Here is a 19,819-nt window from a genome sequence, read left to right as displayed (position 1 = left end):
AATAAGGAAAACAAAGTTTAATAAATTTAAAGCTTAAATTATCAATTTTCGCCTTACGCCAGAAACATTAACAAATTCTTCCTGTCCATATTCAACCATCAATTTATTATTCATTAAAAATTTTCTCTTGCTCACGCTTTCTGCTTACTGGCCAGCATACGTTTGATCTCGTTCAGCTTCATTAAAGCTTCCACCGGTGTAAGCGTGTCTATATCAATATGCAGCAGCTCATCCCGCAACTCTTCTAGCAGAGGGTCATCCAGGTTAAAGAAACTCAGTTGCATTTCATCCTCAGCTGATTTTTTTAAAACTTCACCCGAATCTTCCATGGCATGGGATTTTTCCAGTTTCTGCAGGATCTTATTGGCGCGATGCAATACCTGCTGAGGCATACCGGCCATTTTTGCCACATGGATCCCGAAACTGTGCTCGCTCCCTCCCGGTACCAGTTTCCGTAGAAAAAGCACATTGTCCTTTAACTCCTTTACCGAAACATTAAAATTCTTTATTCGGGTAAAGGTGTCGCCCATTTCATTCAGCTCATGATAATGCGTGGCAAAAAGCGTTTTTGGCCGGGCAGGATGTTCATGCAGATATTCGCTAATGGCCCAGGCGATAGAAATCCCGTCATAGGTACTAGTTCCGCGGCCAATTTCATCTAAAAGTACAAGGCTTCTTTTGGAAATATTGTTCAGGATATTGGCTGTTTCGTTCATTTCTACCATAAAAGTAGATTCGCCCATAGAAATATTGTCGCTGGCCCCTACCCGGGTAAAAATTTTATCTACCAGTCCAATGTTGGCAGCTTTTGCTGGCACAAAACTTCCCATTTGCGCCATAAGTACAATAAGAGCAGTCTGCCTTAAAATAGCTGATTTACCACTCATGTTAGGCCCTGTAATCATGATAATTTGGTGGTTCTCCCGGTCCAGCTGCACATTATTTGCCACATAACTTTCACCAATCGGCAGCTGCTTTTCTATTACAGGATGCCGCCCTTCCTGAATATCCAGTTCATACTCTTCTTCAATCTGCGGCCTGCAGTATTCCTCCATTTTTGCCTGCTGCGCAAAGGAACCAAGGCAGTCCAGTTGAGCGATAAGCTGCGCATTTTGCTGTACCGGCTGTATATAATCGTTCATCCAAAGCACCAGTTTATTAAAAATTTCCTGTTCCAGCTGGAGAATTTTCTCTTCGGCACCAAGTATTTTCGCTTCATATTCCTTCAGTTCTTCGGTAATATACCTTTCGGCATTAACCAAAGTCTGTTTTCTGGTCCAACCTTCAGGCACTTTATCTTTATGAGAGTTACGCACTTCAATATAGTAACCGTAAACGTTGTTGCTGCCAATCTTTAACGAAGTGATTCCCGTGGCTGCACATTCACGCTCCAGCATATTATCCAGGTAATCTTTGCCCGAAAAAGCAATTTTCCGCAGCTCGTCCAGTTCCGAAGAAAAACCTTTAGCAATTACACTCCCCTTCTGCACATTTACCGGCGCATCTTCCGTAAGACTTTCCTTAATTTTGGACCTCATCAAATCACAACCCTGCAGATTATCCCCAATCACTTTGAGCGCCTCATTCTCACATTCTGAAGCTGTTTTTTTAATAGGAATCACCGCATCCAGGGAACTTTTTAACTGATTCACCTCCCGCGGAGTCACCTTGCCCGTAGCCACTTTAGAGATTAACCTTTCCAGATCGCTAATTTCCTTAATATGCTGCTGAATTTCAGCTAAAACTGAAGAATTTTGGATCAGGAACTCTACTACTTCATGCCGTTTCCTGATTTTCTCGGCATTTTTTAGCGGCAGGGCCAGCCAACGCTTCAAAAGCCTTCCTCCCATGGGAGAAATTGTTTTATCGATTACATCCAGCAGCGTCACCGCGTTCATGGCGGCAGAATGGTAAAGTTCGAGGTTCCTGATTGTAAAACGATCCATCCAAACATATTCCTCTTCAGCAATACGGCTAATTGCAGTAATATGCTGAAGTTTATGATGCTGGGTTTCGGCTAAATAATTTAAAATTGCTCCGGAAGCGATCACCCCCTCTTCCAGGTGCTCCACCCCAAAACCCTTTAGAGATTTAGTCTGAAAATGGGAATTTAGAGCTTCGGTCGCAAAATCCTGTTTAAAAACCCAGTCTTCCATGTAAAATGTGTGGAAATCATCTCCAAATTCCTTCGCAAAATCTTTCTTATATTTTTTTTGAATCAGTACCTCACTGGGCCCAAAATTTTGAAGCAGTTTATCAATATATTCCGAAGTGCCCTGGGAAGTAAGAAATTCTCCGGTGGAAACATCCAGAAAAGCAATTCCTGTATTTTTCTTTCCGAAGTGGAGGGCACAAAGAAAATTATTGGATTTGCTGCTCAACACCTCATCGCTTAGTGCAACGCCGGGAGTAACTAATTCTGTCACACCGCGTTTCACTATTTTTTTGGTCATTTTCGGATCTTCCAGCTGGTCACAAATAGCTACCCGCTGCCCTGCCTTTACAAGTTTTGGAAGATATGTATTTAAAGAGTGGTGCGGAAACCCGGCCAGTTCACTGCGTTCTCCGCCATTATTCCTGTTGGTAAGCACAATATTTAATATACGTGCCGCTTTCACAGCATCTTCCCCGAAAGTCTCATAAAAATCTCCAACCCTAAATAGCAGCATAGCATCGGGATATTTTGCCTTTATGGCATTATACTGCTTCATCAAAGGGGTCACCTGTTGTGCTTTTTTGGCTGCCAAAATCCGGAAGTTTAAATTTATGCTAAAGTAAAGAATCGTGTTTTTTTAATGGAAAAGAAGCCTTAGAAGTTATTTATTTTTATCCACAGGTTTTATCCCAATTACTAATTAGGCCAGCTAGCTTATATTAGAGATATTTTTGCCAAATTTATATTTTGAATTATGATATATCAAATCAATCTAATCGCCACGAATGACGGCCTCCCCTTCTTAAAAAAGATGGAAGCTTCCAGGCAACAACCACAAAGACACGCTTACCCCGAGCGCAGTCCAGAGGCCTCTATTTTTCCTACAGAACCCTTATCTGAAGGAATCAATTCAAAATGGAAATCTGGCTTTAAACCTTTTTCTTTTCTGTGCGATACATAAATTACTGCGGAATTACTTTCGGCTGCAATTAAATTAATAAGGTTTATGATTTTCATTGCACTTTCATCATCAAGCGCCGTTGTGGGCTCATCTAAAATTAACAAGGGTGGGTGTTTTATCATGGCGCGCCCTATAAGTAGCAGCCGTTGTTCCAGCAAAGGCAATTTGATGAAAATCTTATTTTGCCTGTGTTCCAGGTTTAAAGTTTTTAGCCATTGTTTGGCCAGTGCCACTTGTTTATCGGTAGGTCTTTGATATAGACCAATGCTATCCACCAATCCCGAAATCAGCATTTCCAGTGCGGTATTTCTTCTGCTGAAAAGTTCAGTTAACGCAGGCGAAAAATAACCGATTTTCTTCTTGATTTCCCACACCGTTTCCCCGCTGCCTTTTCTATTTCCAAAGAGAAAAACATTCTCTCCGTAAGCTTTGGGATTATCGCCGTAGATCATACTCAAAATTGTGGTTTTTCCTGAGCCGTTTGGACCGGTTAGTTTCCAGAATTCTCCTTTTATAACTTCCCAGCTGATATTGGTTAAAATTGGCCGATCTTCATATTTAACCGAAACATCTTCCAGTTTCATCAAGGATTTCGGGATGTTTTTAAATTCACCAGGGGCTGGAGGAATGCTCTTAAGCTGATCACGTATTTCTTCGGAAGCAGATTCGGCTATAAACTCTTCAGTAGTATAAACCTTGCCGATCTTTTCATTTTCAATCCTAATTACCTTATCTATAATAGGAAGCAAATCTTCTTTCCGCTTAAAAAACTGGATAATTGAGGTTCCTTTTGAAATATCCTTCAGCGTGATTTTTAGTTCTTCAACAGATTGCCGGTCCAGATTATCAAAAGGACTATCAACAATCAAAATATCAGGATTTTGTTGCAATAAATAATTCAGCAATACCTTTCGCTTTTCCCCGCTGGAAAAACTTCGTAAAGACCTGTTCCCAGCATCCAAAAGCCGGGAATTGCCATGCCGCTGATCTTCTTCTATAAATCGCGCAAGCACTTTTTCAGAAAATACCGCTGCTTCTCCTAAAGGCAAATTTTGTAGTTCCAAAATGCTGTTCTTTACTACAGGATTTTTTAGCCAATGCTCATCTACTGGAAAACCGTATCCATAAATTCCGAAATGCTTCAAATCAATATTTTTGAGGATTAACTTTATTTTGAAAGATTACTATTTTTGCCTGTCTTCGGAATAAATATTTTTTAACCAGTTGCAAAATAATTTTGGCCAACTTTCCAAAACAGGATTGCCGTTGCCGAGTGAAAAACCATGCCCGCCTTCAGGATAAATATGCATTTCGGCATAAATATTATTTTCTTTTAAGGCTTTATAGAAAAGAATGGAATTTTCTACCGGCACCGATTCATCATCTGTTGCGTGCAAAATAAAAGTTGGCGGTGTTTCCTTTGAAACCCTGGTTTCGTTAGAGAATTGCTCTACAAGTTCTTTATCAGGGTTATCTCCCAATAAGGCATTTCGGGAACCCTGGTGGGTAATTCCGTTTTTCATACTAATAACAGGATAGATTAGCGCCATAAAATCTGGCCTTGAATTTACCGAATCCTCCTTATTCAAATGCGTCCCTAATGTAGAAGCTAGGTGCCCCCCGGCAGAAAATCCTATTATACCTACTTTGTCTTTATTTATATTCCAGGAATCGGCATTTTCCCGTACCAGCTGCATCGCTTTTTGTGCATCCTGCAATGGCGCCTCATGGCTGACTTTTACGGAAGCTGAAGACGGCAGGCGGTATTTCAGGACAATCCCGGCGATTCCTTTGGTATTCAGCCATTTTGAAATTTGTGTTCCTTCCCAATCAAAAGCAAGACCTTCGTAACCACCGCCCGGGCAAATGATTACCGCCTGGCCCGTAGAAATGTTTTTTGGCGGCAGGAACACCTGGATTTCCGGTTCCTGTACCTTGCTTATCCATAAGATATCACCCTTATCCGCTTTTTCTTTTTCTTCAGAAGGCTGGCTGTTCGGAATACTATTCGGCCATAGAGGAAGCGTGTGGTCTTGTGCCATAATTGATGTAGTTGTTACTAATACGAATATAAAGAAGTGAATATGTTTTTTCATTATTTTTAGTTGTGGGTAGCGGTTGTTTGTTGTTTGTTGCGGAATATTTTGAGGCTCACCTCCTGTGAGAAAAAGTTATTCTCCAATCTGGAGACTTACTGCAATTTTTTTGCGGCAAACAATTGCAAATTTTCCATTCCTATTCTTGTTTCTTAGCTCTTATCTCCTGATTTAAATTATCCATTATCCATTATCCATTATTCATTTATAACCCGCTGCCTGTAAATTAAACAATTCTGCATAAAGCTTATCATTTTGCATCAACTCTTCATGAGTTCCTATTTCCAGAACGGCACCGTCTTTTAATACCATTATCCTATCGGCTATCCTAACTGTACTGAAACGATGGGAAATAATCACCGCTGTTTTTCCTTCCGTAAGCTGAATAAATCTTTGGAAAGCTTCGGTTTCAGCCCGCGCATCCAGTGCGGAAGTAGGCTCGTCCAGGATTAAAACTTCAGCATCTTTCATATATGCCCTGGCAATAGCGATTTTTTGCCATTGGCCACCTGAAAGGTCCTTTCCGTTTTTAAACCTTTTCCCCAGCTGCTGATTATATCCCAGCGGCAATTCGGAGACAACTTCCTGCGCCAGGCTTTTTTGCGCTGCACTATCGATTCTCTTCTGATTCTTAATTTCTTCAATTTCACCCATAGCAATATTTTCACGCAGCGTTAATTCAAATTTTACAAAATCCTGAAAAATCACTCCAAAATACTGCTGATATTCGCTTGGTTTGTACTGCTTCACGGGAATCCCATCCAACAAAATTTCTCCTTCAGTAGGTTCATAAAACCGAAGCAATAGTTTGATAAGCGTTGTTTTTCCGGCACCATTCTCCCCAACAAAAGCAAGCTTTTCCCCCGCCTTCAGTTTAAAATTGATGTTTCTGACCACCCATTTTTCAGATTTAGGATATTTAAAGCCTACATTCTTAAATTCGAATCCGCTACTTACTTTATCCGGCAAAGGCAGACATTCTGCGGAAGCATTTTCAGCAAAAGATAGATCAATAAATTCAAAATAATCCTGAAGGTATAAAGCGCTTTCGGTAATTGCGGTAAATCTTGTGAAAAAACCCTGCAGTTTAGACCTTAACCGGTTAAAGGCTCCTGATAAAAAAACCAGCGTACCAATAGAAAACACTCCTGCAACCGTCCTGAAAATAATATAAATATAGGCACCGTAATAAGCGGAGGTGCCGATAATATTAAAAAAAGAGCCCCAGCCGGCACGTTGCCTGGCAAGTTTCCTGCTTTGGGTATAGTATTTATCTGACAAGCTTTTAAAACGCTGCGCCAGATACCCGGAAAGGCCGAATAATTTCACCTCTTTGGCGGTAACATCACTTGCACCGGCATAACGCAAATAATCCAGCTCCCGCCTTTCCTGCGTCCAGCTTCGTGCCAGTGAATAGCTGGTGCCACTAAATTTTATTTCATTTATAATAGTAGGAATTATAGACACCAACAACAATATGATAAGGCAGGGTTCATAAGCCACTACCCCGCCAAGAAGCGAGAGGATTACCACCACATCCTCGCCCTGGGTAAAAATATTGGACATTAATGCTACCCGGCCAGTGGTTTGCTGCCTTGCCCTCTCCAGCTTATCATAAAATTCGGAATCCTCCAACTGGTCCAGGTTTAATTCTGAAGTTTTCTTTATAATCCTAACAGAGGTATCAATAGAATACTGGTCTCCCAGCAGCGCATCACTAAGGCTAATCCCGCGGCTGATCAAATCTGATAAAATTGCCAATCCAAATTCAGCCGCCACCAATATCCATAAATGATCAAGGTTTTTTTCTTCGGCGGCAATTTGCACCACCACTTCATCTATAATAAGCTTTCCCACATACAAAATAAGTACCGGCAAACTGGCATTAATGACTCTGCATATCACATTAGAGTGAAACAGCAAGGGATTAACTTTCCTGATTTCTTTAAAAAACCTTGGTACAAATTTCAGTGAGGCAAAACTTTCCCTAAGATTGATTTTGTTAGGTTCTATAGATTTCTTTTTTCGTGGCAAAAGCTGATTTTTTGGCAAGTTAAGGAGGAAAATTGAATCTGCTTCCAGTGGATTATCAATAAGAGAAGCTAATATAATAATTGTAGAAGTTCTGTAATTCGATTTTTTCTTTCCCTTACCTGGCAGGTACAACTAAGCATGTTTTCTTACAGATAAGTAATCTTAAAATTTTAACATGTATTTCATCGATTAAATTTGCATTTAAACTAATATTATAGCTACTTGCACCAGATTTCAGAGTCTATTTTACTGAAAATTAGATAAAACCATTTTAGTCTTCATAAAATGAAAAGAAGCTATTGTTTTACAAAAGACTTTGAACCTGATAAGAAGCTGTTAATTAAACATATAAATGTTGTTTGAAATTTGGATTTGCTTATGGAAAATTTAACACTACCGCGATTAATTACAAGATCTTTGCAACTTATTGCAGTACTTGCTTTTGGTATTCTTTCCTTTTCCTGTACACCAGATGAAGGAGTATTTGCAACAGGATCATCTGCAGATAATGATTACGGGCCCAGCGCAATTTACCGCGGAGTTTTTACAACACAAGATTCCAGGTACCGTGGAATCTTTGACCTGGAAATTTCGGAATCTACTTTTGAATACGAAAAGTCAGATTATTTTGCTGAAGCAAACCTTACTCTTCCAACGGGAGAAGTTTTTAGTGCAAATCTTATAAGGGCAGAAGAAGTAAGCAAAAGCAGTAATTTCAAACTCACATTTGATTCAGCCGATTTCTCCTTTATCTTCTCACTGGACGTGAATGATGAGCCGGTGATAAGTGATGTGGTTTTTAAAAATGAATCTGGAGCTATAATAGCTTCGGAAGAGACTGAAGATAAAACTGTTACCCCGGTTACCGGAACATATCAATGTACCAATTGCGAAGAGAAAGATTCTATAAATGGCACCTCCCTTAATAACGACGAAAGAACTTTTAACATGCTGCTCACTTCTAAAGATGGAAACAACAGTATGTCCATACAAGCAGTATTGGAAATTCTAATTGACACGGAGGTTGTTTTACAGCAGAGCTGCAATACTGTGGGAGAATATACCGTTTGTGAATTTTCCAACGGAATTTATGGAAACAATGCTCCTGTTACCTGGACGGGATTCCACCGTTACAAAAAAAATCTGGAAACGGGGGAAAATTGCTCCACAGTTTCCGGGGAGATTACATTTAATTCCCCTGAAAACGGAGTAATTGAAGGAGAATTTTTGAGTGATAATCCATGCCCTTCAACAAGTACTTCGGGCTTTTCAAATTGATTACGATTACCAATACTTTTATAATGGCTTACTTCATAAAGCAATAAATTCGGCTTCAGTCTTAGTATTGATATCGATGGTAATGGAGCTGCTGACAATAAATTCAGATCTTTTTTAATTGCCTGAAGCATTATTCAGCATTTCCTGAAGTTCTTTCCGGGTGTAAACTTTTCCGGCTTTTATAACTGCAAAGATGTCGTTTAGATTATTAATATCCTCAAGCGGATTATTGTTCAGCAAGAGTAAATCTGCTGTTTTTCCATCAGATACCGCCCCGTATTTATTCAAAATATCAAAGAATTCAGGCCCATTTATTACCGAAGTTTGCAAGGCTTCCTGCGGACTAAGACCTGCTTCCACCAACGCATAGATTTCTTTTTGAAGTGATTCGCCCGGATAGACGAAAGAATTAAATGCCCCACTATCTGAACCTGCCACAATTTTCATCCCCGCATCCTGCATTGGCCGGATCATTTCCGCACTTTTTTCTTCCATTTTTTCCCGCATCGTACTACCCGAAGCCTTCGCTCTTTTTGCCCCTTCAATTCTGCCTTTATAGGTTCTCTGAATACCCTTCCCAACAAAAGGAAGCACCGTATCTTTAGTATGATCTACCTCCAGAATTTCGGCCAGCGTGGTTCCAATATGTAATGTAGGTGTAATAAATACTTCGTTGCGGCTCATTTCTGAAAAGACCTTTTCAGCTAAAACAGGATCATAAGTATTGATTATTTCATCCATCATCCCGTAGCCCATATTCAATTCTGAAAGACTATCGGCTACAGGAGAAGTAGCTTTTAAAGGATAATACATATGCTCTGCCCCATCTAAGCCAAAATTAACGGCTTTCATAAAATCTGCGGCCAATGGCATATGGCCTGTGGTTTTTAAACCTCTTTTTTCGGCCTCCTGTATAATTCCATAATATGCTTCAGGAGTAAGACTACCATCGTACATTTTTACATAATCCACCCCCAGTACCTGCAAGGAATCTAAAGCTGCATTAATTTCCTCCTGACTGGTTACCGAAATAGAACCGGGCCAGGCAGGATTATCCCCGTCAAGTTTTGGACCGGAAGTAAAAATACGCGGGCCATCCATCTCTTTCTTTTCAATTGCCGCCCGCCATTTCAAAACTTCCGGGGTCATATCGCCACCGGCGTCACGTATTGTAGTTACTCCGTAGGAAAGAAACAACGGCAGCAGGTTTTTATTTTCCTCAATTAAACTATCCCCACCTCTGAAGTGCACATGCATATCCCACAGGCCAGGCATCACATATTTTCCATTGGCATCAAGTTTTTGTCCAGCTTCATATTTATCCATATTTGAAGCATCATCAATCCTACTAATGCTATCGCCATTTATAAAAATAAGCTGATTTTTTGCCACATTACCAGATTCCACATCTATAATATTAACATTGGAAATCAGTAAATCATAGTTTTCTTTTTTATCATCTTCACAAGAAAGAGTAAAGGTTAACAGGCACAAAAATGTCCATCCTGACAGCTTCTTAAATCCTGATATTTTCATGGTCTTATAATTCGGTTTAGCAAAATTGTTATTTTTTCACCTCTTCTTCTCCGGAAACCTCTTTCAGCAGTTCTTCTATTCCTCTTTCCAGCTGCTGGTCTCTTCCTTCAGAAATTACCCCCGGCATATTTTTGACAATTATATCCGGTTCAGTTTGATTATTTTCCATCCATTCACCATTAAAATCCCGGGCACTAACAGGAACTATCCCCCAGCGAGTGCCATCGGCCAGGCTTTCCCAGCCGGCAAAGCTACAGGTACCGGGAACGGGCATACCTACCGTTGTACCAATATTAAGGGCCTCATAGCTGTTGGCATAACAATGCCCGTCTGAATACATACTCTCATTATACAGCGAAAGCGTGGGTTTAGTCCAGCGGGAAGTAGGCTCTCCTCCCACCTCCTTAGCTGCAGTTGCATAGGTTATAAAGGGAGTACCTGTAAAGAACATAGCCAGATCTGCAACAAGATCTCCTCCGCCGTTAAAACGGGTATCAATTATAACCGCTTTTTTATCCAGATACTTGCCCAGCATATCTTCAAAAATTGAACGATAGGGGCCATCACTCATTCCCGGAATATGTACATAACCTAACTGCCCGTTACTTTTTTCTTCAACTTCTTCCTCATTAATTTTCACAAAACGATCATAAAGCAATTTCCTTTCTTCATTTAAGGAAACAGGTCTAACAGTAATTTGTTTCCTCTCTTTGTTTTCAGGGTTATAGATCCCGAGAAGCACAAAACGGTCGGCTTTTCGGTTAAGATAGCCTGCCACATCTTTATCTGCAGCTATGGTTTCCCCATCTATACTTTCTATAATCATCCCCGGCTCTACATTAAAGGCAGCTTTGTCTAAAGGACCTCCATCCAACACTTCTTCAATAAGAATCCCATTTCCTGTATGGTGAAAATCCTTAAAAATGCCCAGGGAAGCTGTTTCATCACCATTTTCTTTATCGCTGCTATATCTTGCTCCGGAATGCGATACATTCAACTCACCTAACATTTCAGAAAGCATTTCGGCAAATTCATAAGAATTGCCAATATGAGGCAGATATTTTTTGTATTCTTTATACAGTGTATCCAAATTGTTGCCATGAAACGTAGGCTCATAAAATACATTTTTGGTGCGGTTGTAAACATGATCAAACATATTTTGGCGCTCGGCGACTTCATCATAAGTCATCTCCCCTGAAATTTTAATATTTTCCGACTCACCTTCCCCGGGGTTCAATTTTGAAATTTCGCCCTCACTCAACAGGTAAAGATTTTCCTTTTCTTTATCCCAGCTTAACCTTCCGCCACGGGTATTCAGCTTAATAATCATTTTCGTTTCACGGCTGCGAAGATCGGTTTCCCACAAGTTCATTTTATCCTCAAATTCTGCCAGATAATAAAGTTTTTCGTCGTCTTTGGACAAAACGGCGTCACTAAGAGAACTGGAATGAATAGTAAGGCGCGCTTTTCTATCTTTAAGGCCATTCCAGTCAATTTCCACAAGCTGCTCTTTTTCTTTTGCTTTTTTCTTTTTTGCCTTTTCTGAAGTACTGTCCGGGCTGTTTGCTTTTTCAATTTCCTTCAGCAGTTTATATTCCTCTTCGCCCATATTGAATTTATCCCACGCATCCTGGGTAAAAAACATAGAATAAACATCTTCTTCTGTCCTGCCGCTGGTGGCATAACTTTTTAATCCATTGCGATCGCTAAACCAAATCATTTGCTTACCATCATTAGTCCATTTAGGATGGGAATCGTAATACCCGCTTTCAGTCAGGTTCACTCTCCTGCTGCCGTCTGCAGCCAACAGCAAAACTTCACTGTTATTAAGCAGTTTGTTCCAATCCACCAGCAGCCATTTGCTATCCGGGCTCCAGGTAAAATACTTGTCCCCGTCCCTCATGGTAAAGAGATCTTCAGCGTTAAGCAGATCGGTGGTTTTTCCGGACTGTATGTCTTTTACCCTCAAGATTCTGCGATCTGCAATAAAAGCCAGTTTTTTACCATCAGGGGAAAAAGAGGGCAGGTAGCTATCCGTTTCATTATTCACCAGCACTTCTTCATCTAAAAGGGTGGCGGCATAAAAGAAAGGCTCTTCTTTTCTGGTTTTTGTCGATTTATAAATGTTCCATTTTCCCTCACGCTCGCTTGCGTAAACCATCCCATTACCATCTGGCGTAAATGCCAGAAACCTTTCCTGTTCCGGTGTGTTGGTTATCCTTTTAGTAAGGGAGCCATCAACAGAAGTCACAAAAACTTCTCCCCTGGCAATAAAAGCTATTTCTTTTCCATTTGGAGAAACTGCCATTTCATCAACGTCTCCATTTATGCTGATGTATTTATCCGGATTATTCTGTTCCTGGGTTCGTAGACTTACATTTACTTTTTCAGGTTGTTTCCCTTCCTCCATAGTGTAAAGTTCACCATCGTAGCCAAAGGAAAGGATTCCGTTTGCATAACTTAAAAAACGAACGGGATGAGTATCAAAACTGGTTAATTGTTCCTGCTTTTCAGGATTATCAATAGACATTTTGTGAACATTAAAGTTTCCGCTTTGTTCACTTAGATAATATAGCGATTTTTCATCTTCGGAAAAAACCGGCTGCCGGTCTTCTCCATTAAAACTGCTGAGCATTTTATGAGTGTCGGCTTTTATATCATACCGCCAGATATCGCGGGTAATAGCTGAAACGTGATGTTTTCGCCATTCGTTTTCACCTCCTTTTTTATCGTGATAAACCAGGAAAGAACCATCTTTGCTTACCTGCACGTCTTCCGCAGGAACAGTGAGCATTTGATCTACCCTTCCTCCTTTCACAGGCACCTTATATAGCTCCGGCTGGGAACCGCTGGGAAATTGCCTGTGGCTGGCAAGATCCTGGCGCACCGCACCAAGAATCACATTTTTATCATCTACTGAAAAACTATAAGGATTTTCATCATTACTGTGAAAAGTAAGCCGCTCGGCCGGACCACCCAGGGCATCCATTAGAAAAATATCAAAATTGCCATAACGGTTGGATGCGAAAGCTATTTTATCACCGTTGTTGCTCCAAACCGGCATATAATCATGCGCATCATGAAAAGTGAGTTGCCTGGCCTCGCCCCCGGCAGAAGGCACTCGGTAAAGATTGCCTTTATAGGTAAATACAATAGTTTGCCCGTTGGGAGAAATGGATTGACAACGTATCCATTTTGGGGTTACCTGGGACCATAGCGTGGCCGTACTTAAAATAATGAACAGCGTGGTAAATATATTTTTCATGTAATAAAAAGAAGATTAGTAATTCGGCTTTAAAAAGAGTACCCAAAGATGCTAAAAAATTGATGAAGATAGAAGGAATACCAATGTTTCAGAAATTATTCTGAAAACTGCAATACCTGTAATAATTTTCGACCTGCGATTAAGAAAATCCTATTTTTGTGCTATGGAAAACAGGAAACTTAAAAACAGTGAACTGGAGCGTAAATCTGTAGAAGAATTTAAAGAGGCCCAAAAAACGCCAATTATCGTTATTCTGGATAATATAAGAAGTCTGAACAATATTGGTTCGGTTTTTAGAACTGCCGATGCTTTTTTGATTCAGAAAATCTATCTCTGCGGAATTACTGCAAAACCACCTCATAAAGACATTCAGAAAACGGCTTTGGGAGCAACAGAAACTGTAGACTGGAAATATACTGAAAATACCCTGGAAGTTATCCGGAAATTACAGGAAGACAGAGTAAAGGTTTTTTCTGTTGAGCAGGCTGAAGGTGCTGTGATGTTAAATGATTTTCAACCCGAAAAAGGAGAAACCTGTGCGGTGGTTTTTGGAAATGAGGTGAAAGGTGTACAACAGGAAGTAGTCTCTGCCAGTGACGGGATTATTGAAATTCCGCAACTGGGCAGCAAACATTCTCTTAATATTGCCGTAAGCACGGGAGTGATTTTATGGGATTTATTCGTAAAGATTTCTTCCCATACTTCACGAAATTCATACTTTTCCCATTAAAATACTATATTATGACGGCTTTATCCACTTCATCTAAAAGCTGCAAATAATCTTTACGGTTATTCACAAAATCTTTATCTGAAATATCGATAATCTGCACCTTCATCCCGGTTTGAGATTTAATAAAGTTAAGATAAGACTGATTGATTTCCATTAAATATTCCGCCTGTATATTTTGTTCATACTCACGGCCGCGCTTTTTAATATTTTCAAGCAGTCTTCCTGTATTCTGGTAGAGGTAAATATATAATTCCGGTTTTACCAGCTCTTTATACATTAAATGGAACAGCTTATGGTAAAGTAAATATTCATCTTCCTGCAGGGTGATATTTGCAAAAATCAGCGACTTAAAAACATCGTAATCTGAAATTACAAAATCCTTGAAAAGATCGTACTGCGCAAGGTCATCAGAAAGTTGCTGATAACGATCTGCTAAAAAAGACATTTCCAGCGGAAAAGCATAACGCTCCTTATTCTCGTAAAATTTTGGCAAAAACGGGTTATCCTTAAACCGCTCTAAAATAAGTTTGGCATTAAAATCCTGCGAAACCATAGTGGAGAAACTGGTCTTTCCCGCACCAATATTTCCTTCAACCGCTATATAACTGCAGTTTTTAAATTTATAACCTTTGCGAGGCACCACTAACGCTTCAGTAATTCGATTAATTCCAGAAATATCATTGGTTTCTTTCAATAATTGAGCAATGCTCTTTTTTATGACAGGATGAATTTCCCTGGCCGCAATATCCTGCAAAGGCTGAAGTACAAATCTTCGGTTTTGCATTTCGGGATGCGGAATTTCGAGATTTTCGGTTTGAATAACCTCATCTTCAAAAAGCACAATATCAAGATCCAGTGTACGGTTTTGATAGTTTGTGGAACCGCTTCGATTTCGGCCCAATTCAGTTTCTATCTGCAGCAATTTCCGCAGCACTTCTTCGGCAGAAAAACGCGTGGAAACAGCAACACAGGTATTTAAGAATTCATTCCCTTCAAAACCCCAGGCGGGAGTTTTATAAATTCCAGAAATAATTAAGATATCACCAACTTTTTCATAAAGACGGTTTACAGCTCGTTGTAGAATTACAAATCGGTCGCCAACATTGCTTCCCAGCGCAATATGTACTATTTTAGGGGGATTCAACTTAAAAAGAAAATTTATAGGACGGGTGAAAAATTTCACAGCAAATTAAGCAAAACAAAATCACATACCTTAATTTTGCCGCAAGTCTTTAATAAAATAATTTGACCAGACTTAATCTTAAAGATAAAATTGCTGCTCAAAGAATCTACTTAATTCTTGCAGCCTTGTTCATTGCTTCACTTGTTGTTTCCAACCTTATTTTTCAAAAATTCTTTTACTGGGATTTTTTTGGAATCTACACTTTTGAGATTTCAGTGGGGATTTTACCCTATCCCGTTACTTTCTTAATTACCGATATTATTAGCGAAATCTATGGGAAACAGAAAGCAAATGAAGTAGTGACCGCAGGAATTTTTGCTTCGTTCTTTTCTTTACTGATTGTTTTTACCGCCGATGCCGCTCCGGCAACACAATGGTCTCCAATTGGCAATGAAATGTTTAAAACTGTATTCGGCGCCACTGCAATAGCAGTATTTGCCTCTATGGCTGCCTATCTGCTGGCACAATACATCGATATACAGTTATTTCATTTCTGGAAAAAACTTACCAAAGGCAAACATCTCTGGATAAGGAATAATTTTTCCACTTTCCTGTCACAGTTTGTAGATACTTTTTCGGTCTTGTTTTTGCTTTGTAGTTTTAATAAGATAGAATGGAAGCTGTTTGGCAGCTTGCTGCTAAGCGGATTCTTGTTTAAGGTAATTGTTGCCGTAATAGATACGCCCTTTCTATACCTTGCTGTTTATGCCTTAAGAAAAAGGTTCAGATTGCATAAAGGGGAAGAATTGAAATTAGAAGCCCCAATTAAAAATTAAATAATTATTATTATGAAAAAAGCGCTTAAAATTGTTGGAATTTTTGTGTTAGTAGTGCTTGTTATATTAATAGCAGCACCCCTGGTTTTTGAAACGCAAATTGAAAATTTTGTAAAAAAAACCATCAATAAAAATGTAAATGCCCAGGTGGAATTTACAGATATTGATCTAAGCCTGTTCCGGGGCTTTCCGCAGGCAACTGTTGTATTAAACAATGTAAGCGTGATCAATAAAGAGCCTTTTGCCGGGGACACACTGGCATTAAGCGAAGAGGTGCTATTGGAAATGTCTATTAAAGAACTATTTAAAGGCAGCGAAGAGCCAAAGAGCATTAATGAGTTCCGCCTTAATAATGCTTATGTTAACATAAAAGTAGACTCCCTTGGAAATGCCAATTATGACATTGCTGTAGAAGACACTACAGCAGCAACCGCTACCACAGATACAGCTTCCACAGGTCTCAGTTTTGACCTGGAACACTATGAGATTAACAATTCCAGGCTTAAATATTTAGATGAAAGCGCCAAAATTTTTCTTGATATTGAAGATTTAAACCACCAGGGGACAGGAGATTTTTCTTTAGACCAGAGCGAACTTGATACAGAAACCAACGCACTTGTGACCTTTGAACTGGACAGCGTTAATTATTTAAACCGAAATAAAATAGCCCTGGATGCTGTTATCCAGATGGACCTGCAAGAGATGAAATATTCTTTTCTTGAAAACCAGGCCCTTATCAATCAGCTGCCACTTACTTTTGACGGTTTTGTGGATATAAATGATAATAATAACGAAGTTAGCCTCACCTTCAAAACCCCGTCTTCAGACTTTAAAAATTTCCTGCAGGTTATTCCTGAAACATATGCCAGGAATATTGAGGATGTCCAAACCAGCGGGGATTTTATTATTGACGGTAAGGTAAACGGGGCTATAGATGAAGAGCATATCCCAATGATGGATATAAAGGTGAGTTCTAACAGTGCATCCTTTAAATATCCGGATTTGCCAAAAGCCGTGCAGGATATTAACCTGGACCTCCAAGTAATTAATGAAACCGGCTTTATGGACGATACCTATATTACTTTTGACAATGTAACTTTCCGCATAGATGAAGACCGTTTTGCCGCCAATGGAAGTGTTCGAAACCTTATGGAAAATATGCTGATAAATATGACGGTAAACGGCTCCATAAATCTGGCAAATATTGAGCAGGCATATCCGCTGGACATGGATCTGGATTTAAATGGAATCCTCACCGCCGATCTTACCACAAGTTTTGACATGAATTCCATTGAAAATGAGCAGTATCAAAACGTGAATTCCCGGGGAACAGCCAACATCAGGAATTTTAGTTATAAATCTCCTGAAATTCCGAAGGTGATCCAGATTTCCAATGCCCAAATGAATTTCAACCAGGGCACTGTTCGTGTTCCTGAATTGAAGCTTACTACAGGTCAAACCGATATTACTGCTTCAGGAAATATTGAAAACCTTATGGGCTTTCTGTTTACCAATCAGGTTTTAAAGGGAAATTTTCAGGTTAATTCCGATACTTTTGCGGTAAATGATTTTAAAGTTGCTGAAACTCAGGAAACAGCTTCAGCTGAAGGCGAAGCCGCTTCCGAAGAAGATACCCCGGCGACTACCGGCGAAGAAGCGATAAAAATTCCTTCTTTTCTTGATACTGAATTGAGCTTTAGGGCAAACAGAGTTTTATATGATAACCTCGAGTTGCGAAATGCTTCGGGAACCCTGATTCTAAGGGATGAAACCGCTACCCTGCAAAATGTAACTACAAATATTTTCGGCGGAAGCATTGCCCTTAATGGGAATGTTTCAACCAAAAATTCCACGCCTACATTCCAGATGGACCTTAACCTGAATAAATTGAACATCGCCCAGTCATTTAACGGAATGGATTTATTGCAAGGCCTGGCGCCTATAGCCAATGCTCTGGAGGGGGAACTACAAACTTCCCTGAACCTGCGCGGAAACCTGGACAATAATTTTGCTCCAGATCTTTCCACGCTCGCCGGGAACGCTCTGGCACAAATTCTAACGGCTGAAGTTGATCCCGCCAAAATGCCTTTGTTATCAAAACTGGATCAGCAACTTAACTTTTTTGATTTGAACAACATCAACCTGGACAATGTAAAAACCAATCTTACCTTTAATGAGGGAATGGTAGAAATTGAGCCATTTAATTTTAACGTGGAAGGAGTAAATGTGCAGGTTGGCGGAAGTCACGGTTTTGATATGGATATGAATTATGATGTAGTGTTGGATGTTCCAGCCAGGTATTTGGGCAATGAAGTTGGCGGTGCCCTTACACAATTAAGTGGTGAAAATATTCAAAATACCACTGTTGCTTTACCCATAAACCTTACCGGAAGTTTCGGTAGGCCACAGATTAACCTGAACATGCAGCAGGCTATTACAAATCTTACACAAAAGGTAGCCCAAAATCAAAAAGGAAAACTGCAGCAGAAGGGAATTGATGCGGTTAAAGGTATACTTACCGGGAAAAAAAGTCAAAACCAGGAAACGACCCCACAGGATTCCACTGCAACAGACAGTACAGCAACTCCAAATAATAGTAATAACACACCGGCTCCTGAAAAACAGGTACAGGAAGCAGCCCGGAATATTTTGGGGGGAATTTTAAAAAATACTCAGAAAAAGAAAGATACAACTAATTAGGATTGAGATATCAGATGTGAGATTTGAGACATCTGAGAATAAAAACCTCACAGGTTTTAAAACCTGTGAGGTTTAATATTATTTGAATATCCGAAATCAGTCATTATTACATCGTCACCCTGAACTTGATTCAGGGTCTAATTAGAAGATGTTTTTTCCAAAATAGTATGAGATTCAAAGTCCAGCTAAGAATAACGCCGATTACCATTATTACAAATTATGGATAATCAAATTTTATAGTGAAATAAGAAAGATGAAGCTGATTTTAGAAAACTTTCAGCTCTACCACATAACCTTCATGCGCACGAACATTGAATGCGGTGCCGTCTTCAAAAATAAGATACTGGCCTTTTATTCCTTTTAGCACACCTTCATAAAAAGGATTTTTCTTAAGTGGCAGGGTTTTAATTTTCTTCGGAAATTCTAAAACCGGAAATGTAATTTCTGTTTCCCTATTGTTCGCCAGGAAGTAAGGTTTAGCTTCTTCAGGAATAAAATCTTTCAGTTTATCCCTTTCTTCGGCTAAATTCAAATCCAGTAATTCATTGGTGAGCATTTTACGCCAGTTAGTCTTGTCAGAAACATGGTCTTTCAGCGCCACTTCGGTAATACCGGCAAGATATCGATTAGGCACTTCTACTATCTCTATGGCTTCATGTGCACCCTGGTCTATCCACCGGGTAAGGCTTTGGCTGGCACGGGTAACACCTACCTTTACATTACTGGAATTTGCCAAATATACCACGTGCGGTCGCAATTGAGAATTTTTCTCAAATTCCAGGTCCCGATCTTCCTGGCCCAGGTGCGCTTTGCTTAATTCAGGTCGCATAATCCAGTCTCCCGCCTGCGGAATACTGCTCCAGCAGTCGTAACAAAATCCTGTGCGAAAAACTTTCTTTTGCCTTCCGCAGTTAAGACATTGAAATTTGAGAAAATTAATGCTGATCTTCTTATTTAGCAGCTGATTCATATTGATAAAATCAGATTCAAAAATCAGATAATATTGAACGGTATCGGTGAGCTCCGTCTTCATTTTTGTAAGCACTCCTTCGTACCTCATAAAATTTGCTTAAATTTAGTTGAAACGAAATTTTTGCCGGCTTCA

General features: G+C 39.7%; 12 protein-coding genes. 4 read left to right on the top strand and 8 right to left on the bottom strand.

The window, feature by feature from the left end:
* Nucleotides 1-131: 131 nt before the first annotated feature.
* The 4 genes from mutS to RM539_RS03380 form a co-directional block, all read right to left on the bottom strand.
* Nucleotides 132-2,747, bottom strand: coding sequence for a DNA mismatch repair protein MutS (mutS, locus tag RM539_RS03395; RefSeq protein WP_311502030.1), 2,616 nt, complete (start codon nucleotides 2,745-2,747; stop codon nucleotides 132-134).
* Nucleotides 2,748-3,001: 254 nt separating this feature from the next.
* The gene (locus tag RM539_RS03390; protein WP_311502029.1) at nucleotides 3,002-4,261 is read right to left on the bottom strand and encodes an ATP-binding cassette domain-containing protein; all 1,260 of its coding nucleotides are present in this window, start codon (nucleotides 4,259-4,261) and stop codon (nucleotides 3,002-3,004) included.
* A gap of 39 nt (nucleotides 4,262-4,300) precedes the next feature.
* The gene (locus RM539_RS03385) at nucleotides 4,301-5,212 is read right to left on the bottom strand and encodes an alpha/beta hydrolase (protein ID WP_311502028.1); all 912 of its coding nucleotides are present in this window, start codon (nucleotides 5,210-5,212) and stop codon (nucleotides 4,301-4,303) included.
* Between the two features lie 201 nt (nucleotides 5,213-5,413).
* Nucleotides 5,414-7,246 (bottom strand): ABC transporter ATP-binding protein, encoded by a 1,833-nt coding sequence (locus tag RM539_RS03380; protein ID WP_311502027.1) that lies wholly within the window; start codon nucleotides 7,244-7,246, stop codon nucleotides 5,414-5,416.
* A gap of 378 nt (nucleotides 7,247-7,624) precedes the next feature.
* Between RM539_RS03380 and RM539_RS03375 the strand changes: the two genes are divergently transcribed.
* The gene (locus tag RM539_RS03375; RefSeq protein ID WP_311502026.1) at nucleotides 7,625-8,524 is read left to right on the top strand and encodes a hypothetical protein; all 900 of its coding nucleotides are present in this window, start codon (nucleotides 7,625-7,627) and stop codon (nucleotides 8,522-8,524) included.
* 114 nt (nucleotides 8,525-8,638) lie between these two features.
* On the opposite strand, the gene RM539_RS03370 is transcribed toward RM539_RS03375, so the two are convergent.
* Together RM539_RS03370 and RM539_RS03365 are read right to left on the bottom strand one after the other, a co-directional pair.
* A complete protein-coding gene (locus tag RM539_RS03370; RefSeq protein WP_311502025.1) occupies nucleotides 8,639-10,060 on the bottom strand; it encodes an amidohydrolase family protein in 1,422 nt (473 codons plus the stop codon).
* Nucleotides 10,061-10,088: 28 nt separating this feature from the next.
* Entirely contained in the window at nucleotides 10,089-13,325 is a 3,237-nt protein-coding gene (locus tag RM539_RS03365; RefSeq protein ID WP_311502024.1) for a S41 family peptidase, read from the bottom strand.
* 163 nt (nucleotides 13,326-13,488) lie between these two features.
* Here RM539_RS03365 and RM539_RS03360 point away from each other — a divergent pair, with 163 nt between their 5' ends.
* Entirely contained in the window at nucleotides 13,489-14,055 is a 567-nt protein-coding gene (locus tag RM539_RS03360) for an RNA methyltransferase (RefSeq protein ID WP_311502023.1), read from the top strand.
* 4 nt (nucleotides 14,056-14,059) lie between these two features.
* Here RM539_RS03360 and folK read toward each other — a convergent pair whose 3' ends face one another.
* Nucleotides 14,060-15,199 (bottom strand): 2-amino-4-hydroxy-6-hydroxymethyldihydropteridine diphosphokinase, encoded by a 1,140-nt coding sequence (gene folK, locus RM539_RS03355; RefSeq protein ID WP_311502022.1) that lies wholly within the window; start codon nucleotides 15,197-15,199, stop codon nucleotides 14,060-14,062.
* Nucleotides 15,200-15,300: 101 nt separating this feature from the next.
* Here folK and RM539_RS03350 point away from each other — a divergent pair, with 101 nt between their 5' ends.
* Together RM539_RS03350 and RM539_RS03345 are read left to right on the top strand one after the other, a co-directional pair.
* On the top strand, nucleotides 15,301-16,014 hold the full coding sequence (locus RM539_RS03350; protein WP_311502021.1) for a queuosine precursor transporter: 714 nt from the start codon (nucleotides 15,301-15,303) through the stop codon (nucleotides 16,012-16,014).
* A gap of 12 nt (nucleotides 16,015-16,026) precedes the next feature.
* Complete coding sequence (locus RM539_RS03345; protein WP_311502020.1) at nucleotides 16,027-18,714, top strand: AsmA family protein; 2,688 nt, start codon at nucleotides 16,027-16,029, stop codon at nucleotides 18,712-18,714.
* A 265-nt stretch (nucleotides 18,715-18,979) separates the two neighbouring features.
* Here the strand turns inward: RM539_RS03345 and RM539_RS03340 are convergent, their stop codons facing one another.
* Nucleotides 18,980-19,774, bottom strand: coding sequence for a DUF2797 domain-containing protein (locus RM539_RS03340; RefSeq protein WP_311502019.1), 795 nt, complete (start codon nucleotides 19,772-19,774; stop codon nucleotides 18,980-18,982).
* Nucleotides 19,775-19,819 lie beyond the last annotated feature (45 nt).

This window comes from Autumnicola musiva (assembly GCF_031846585.1).
Taxonomy (GTDB): Bacteria; Bacteroidota; Bacteroidia; order Flavobacteriales; family Flavobacteriaceae; genus Autumnicola; species Autumnicola musiva.
This window is presented reverse-complemented; position numbering and strand designations above follow the sequence as displayed.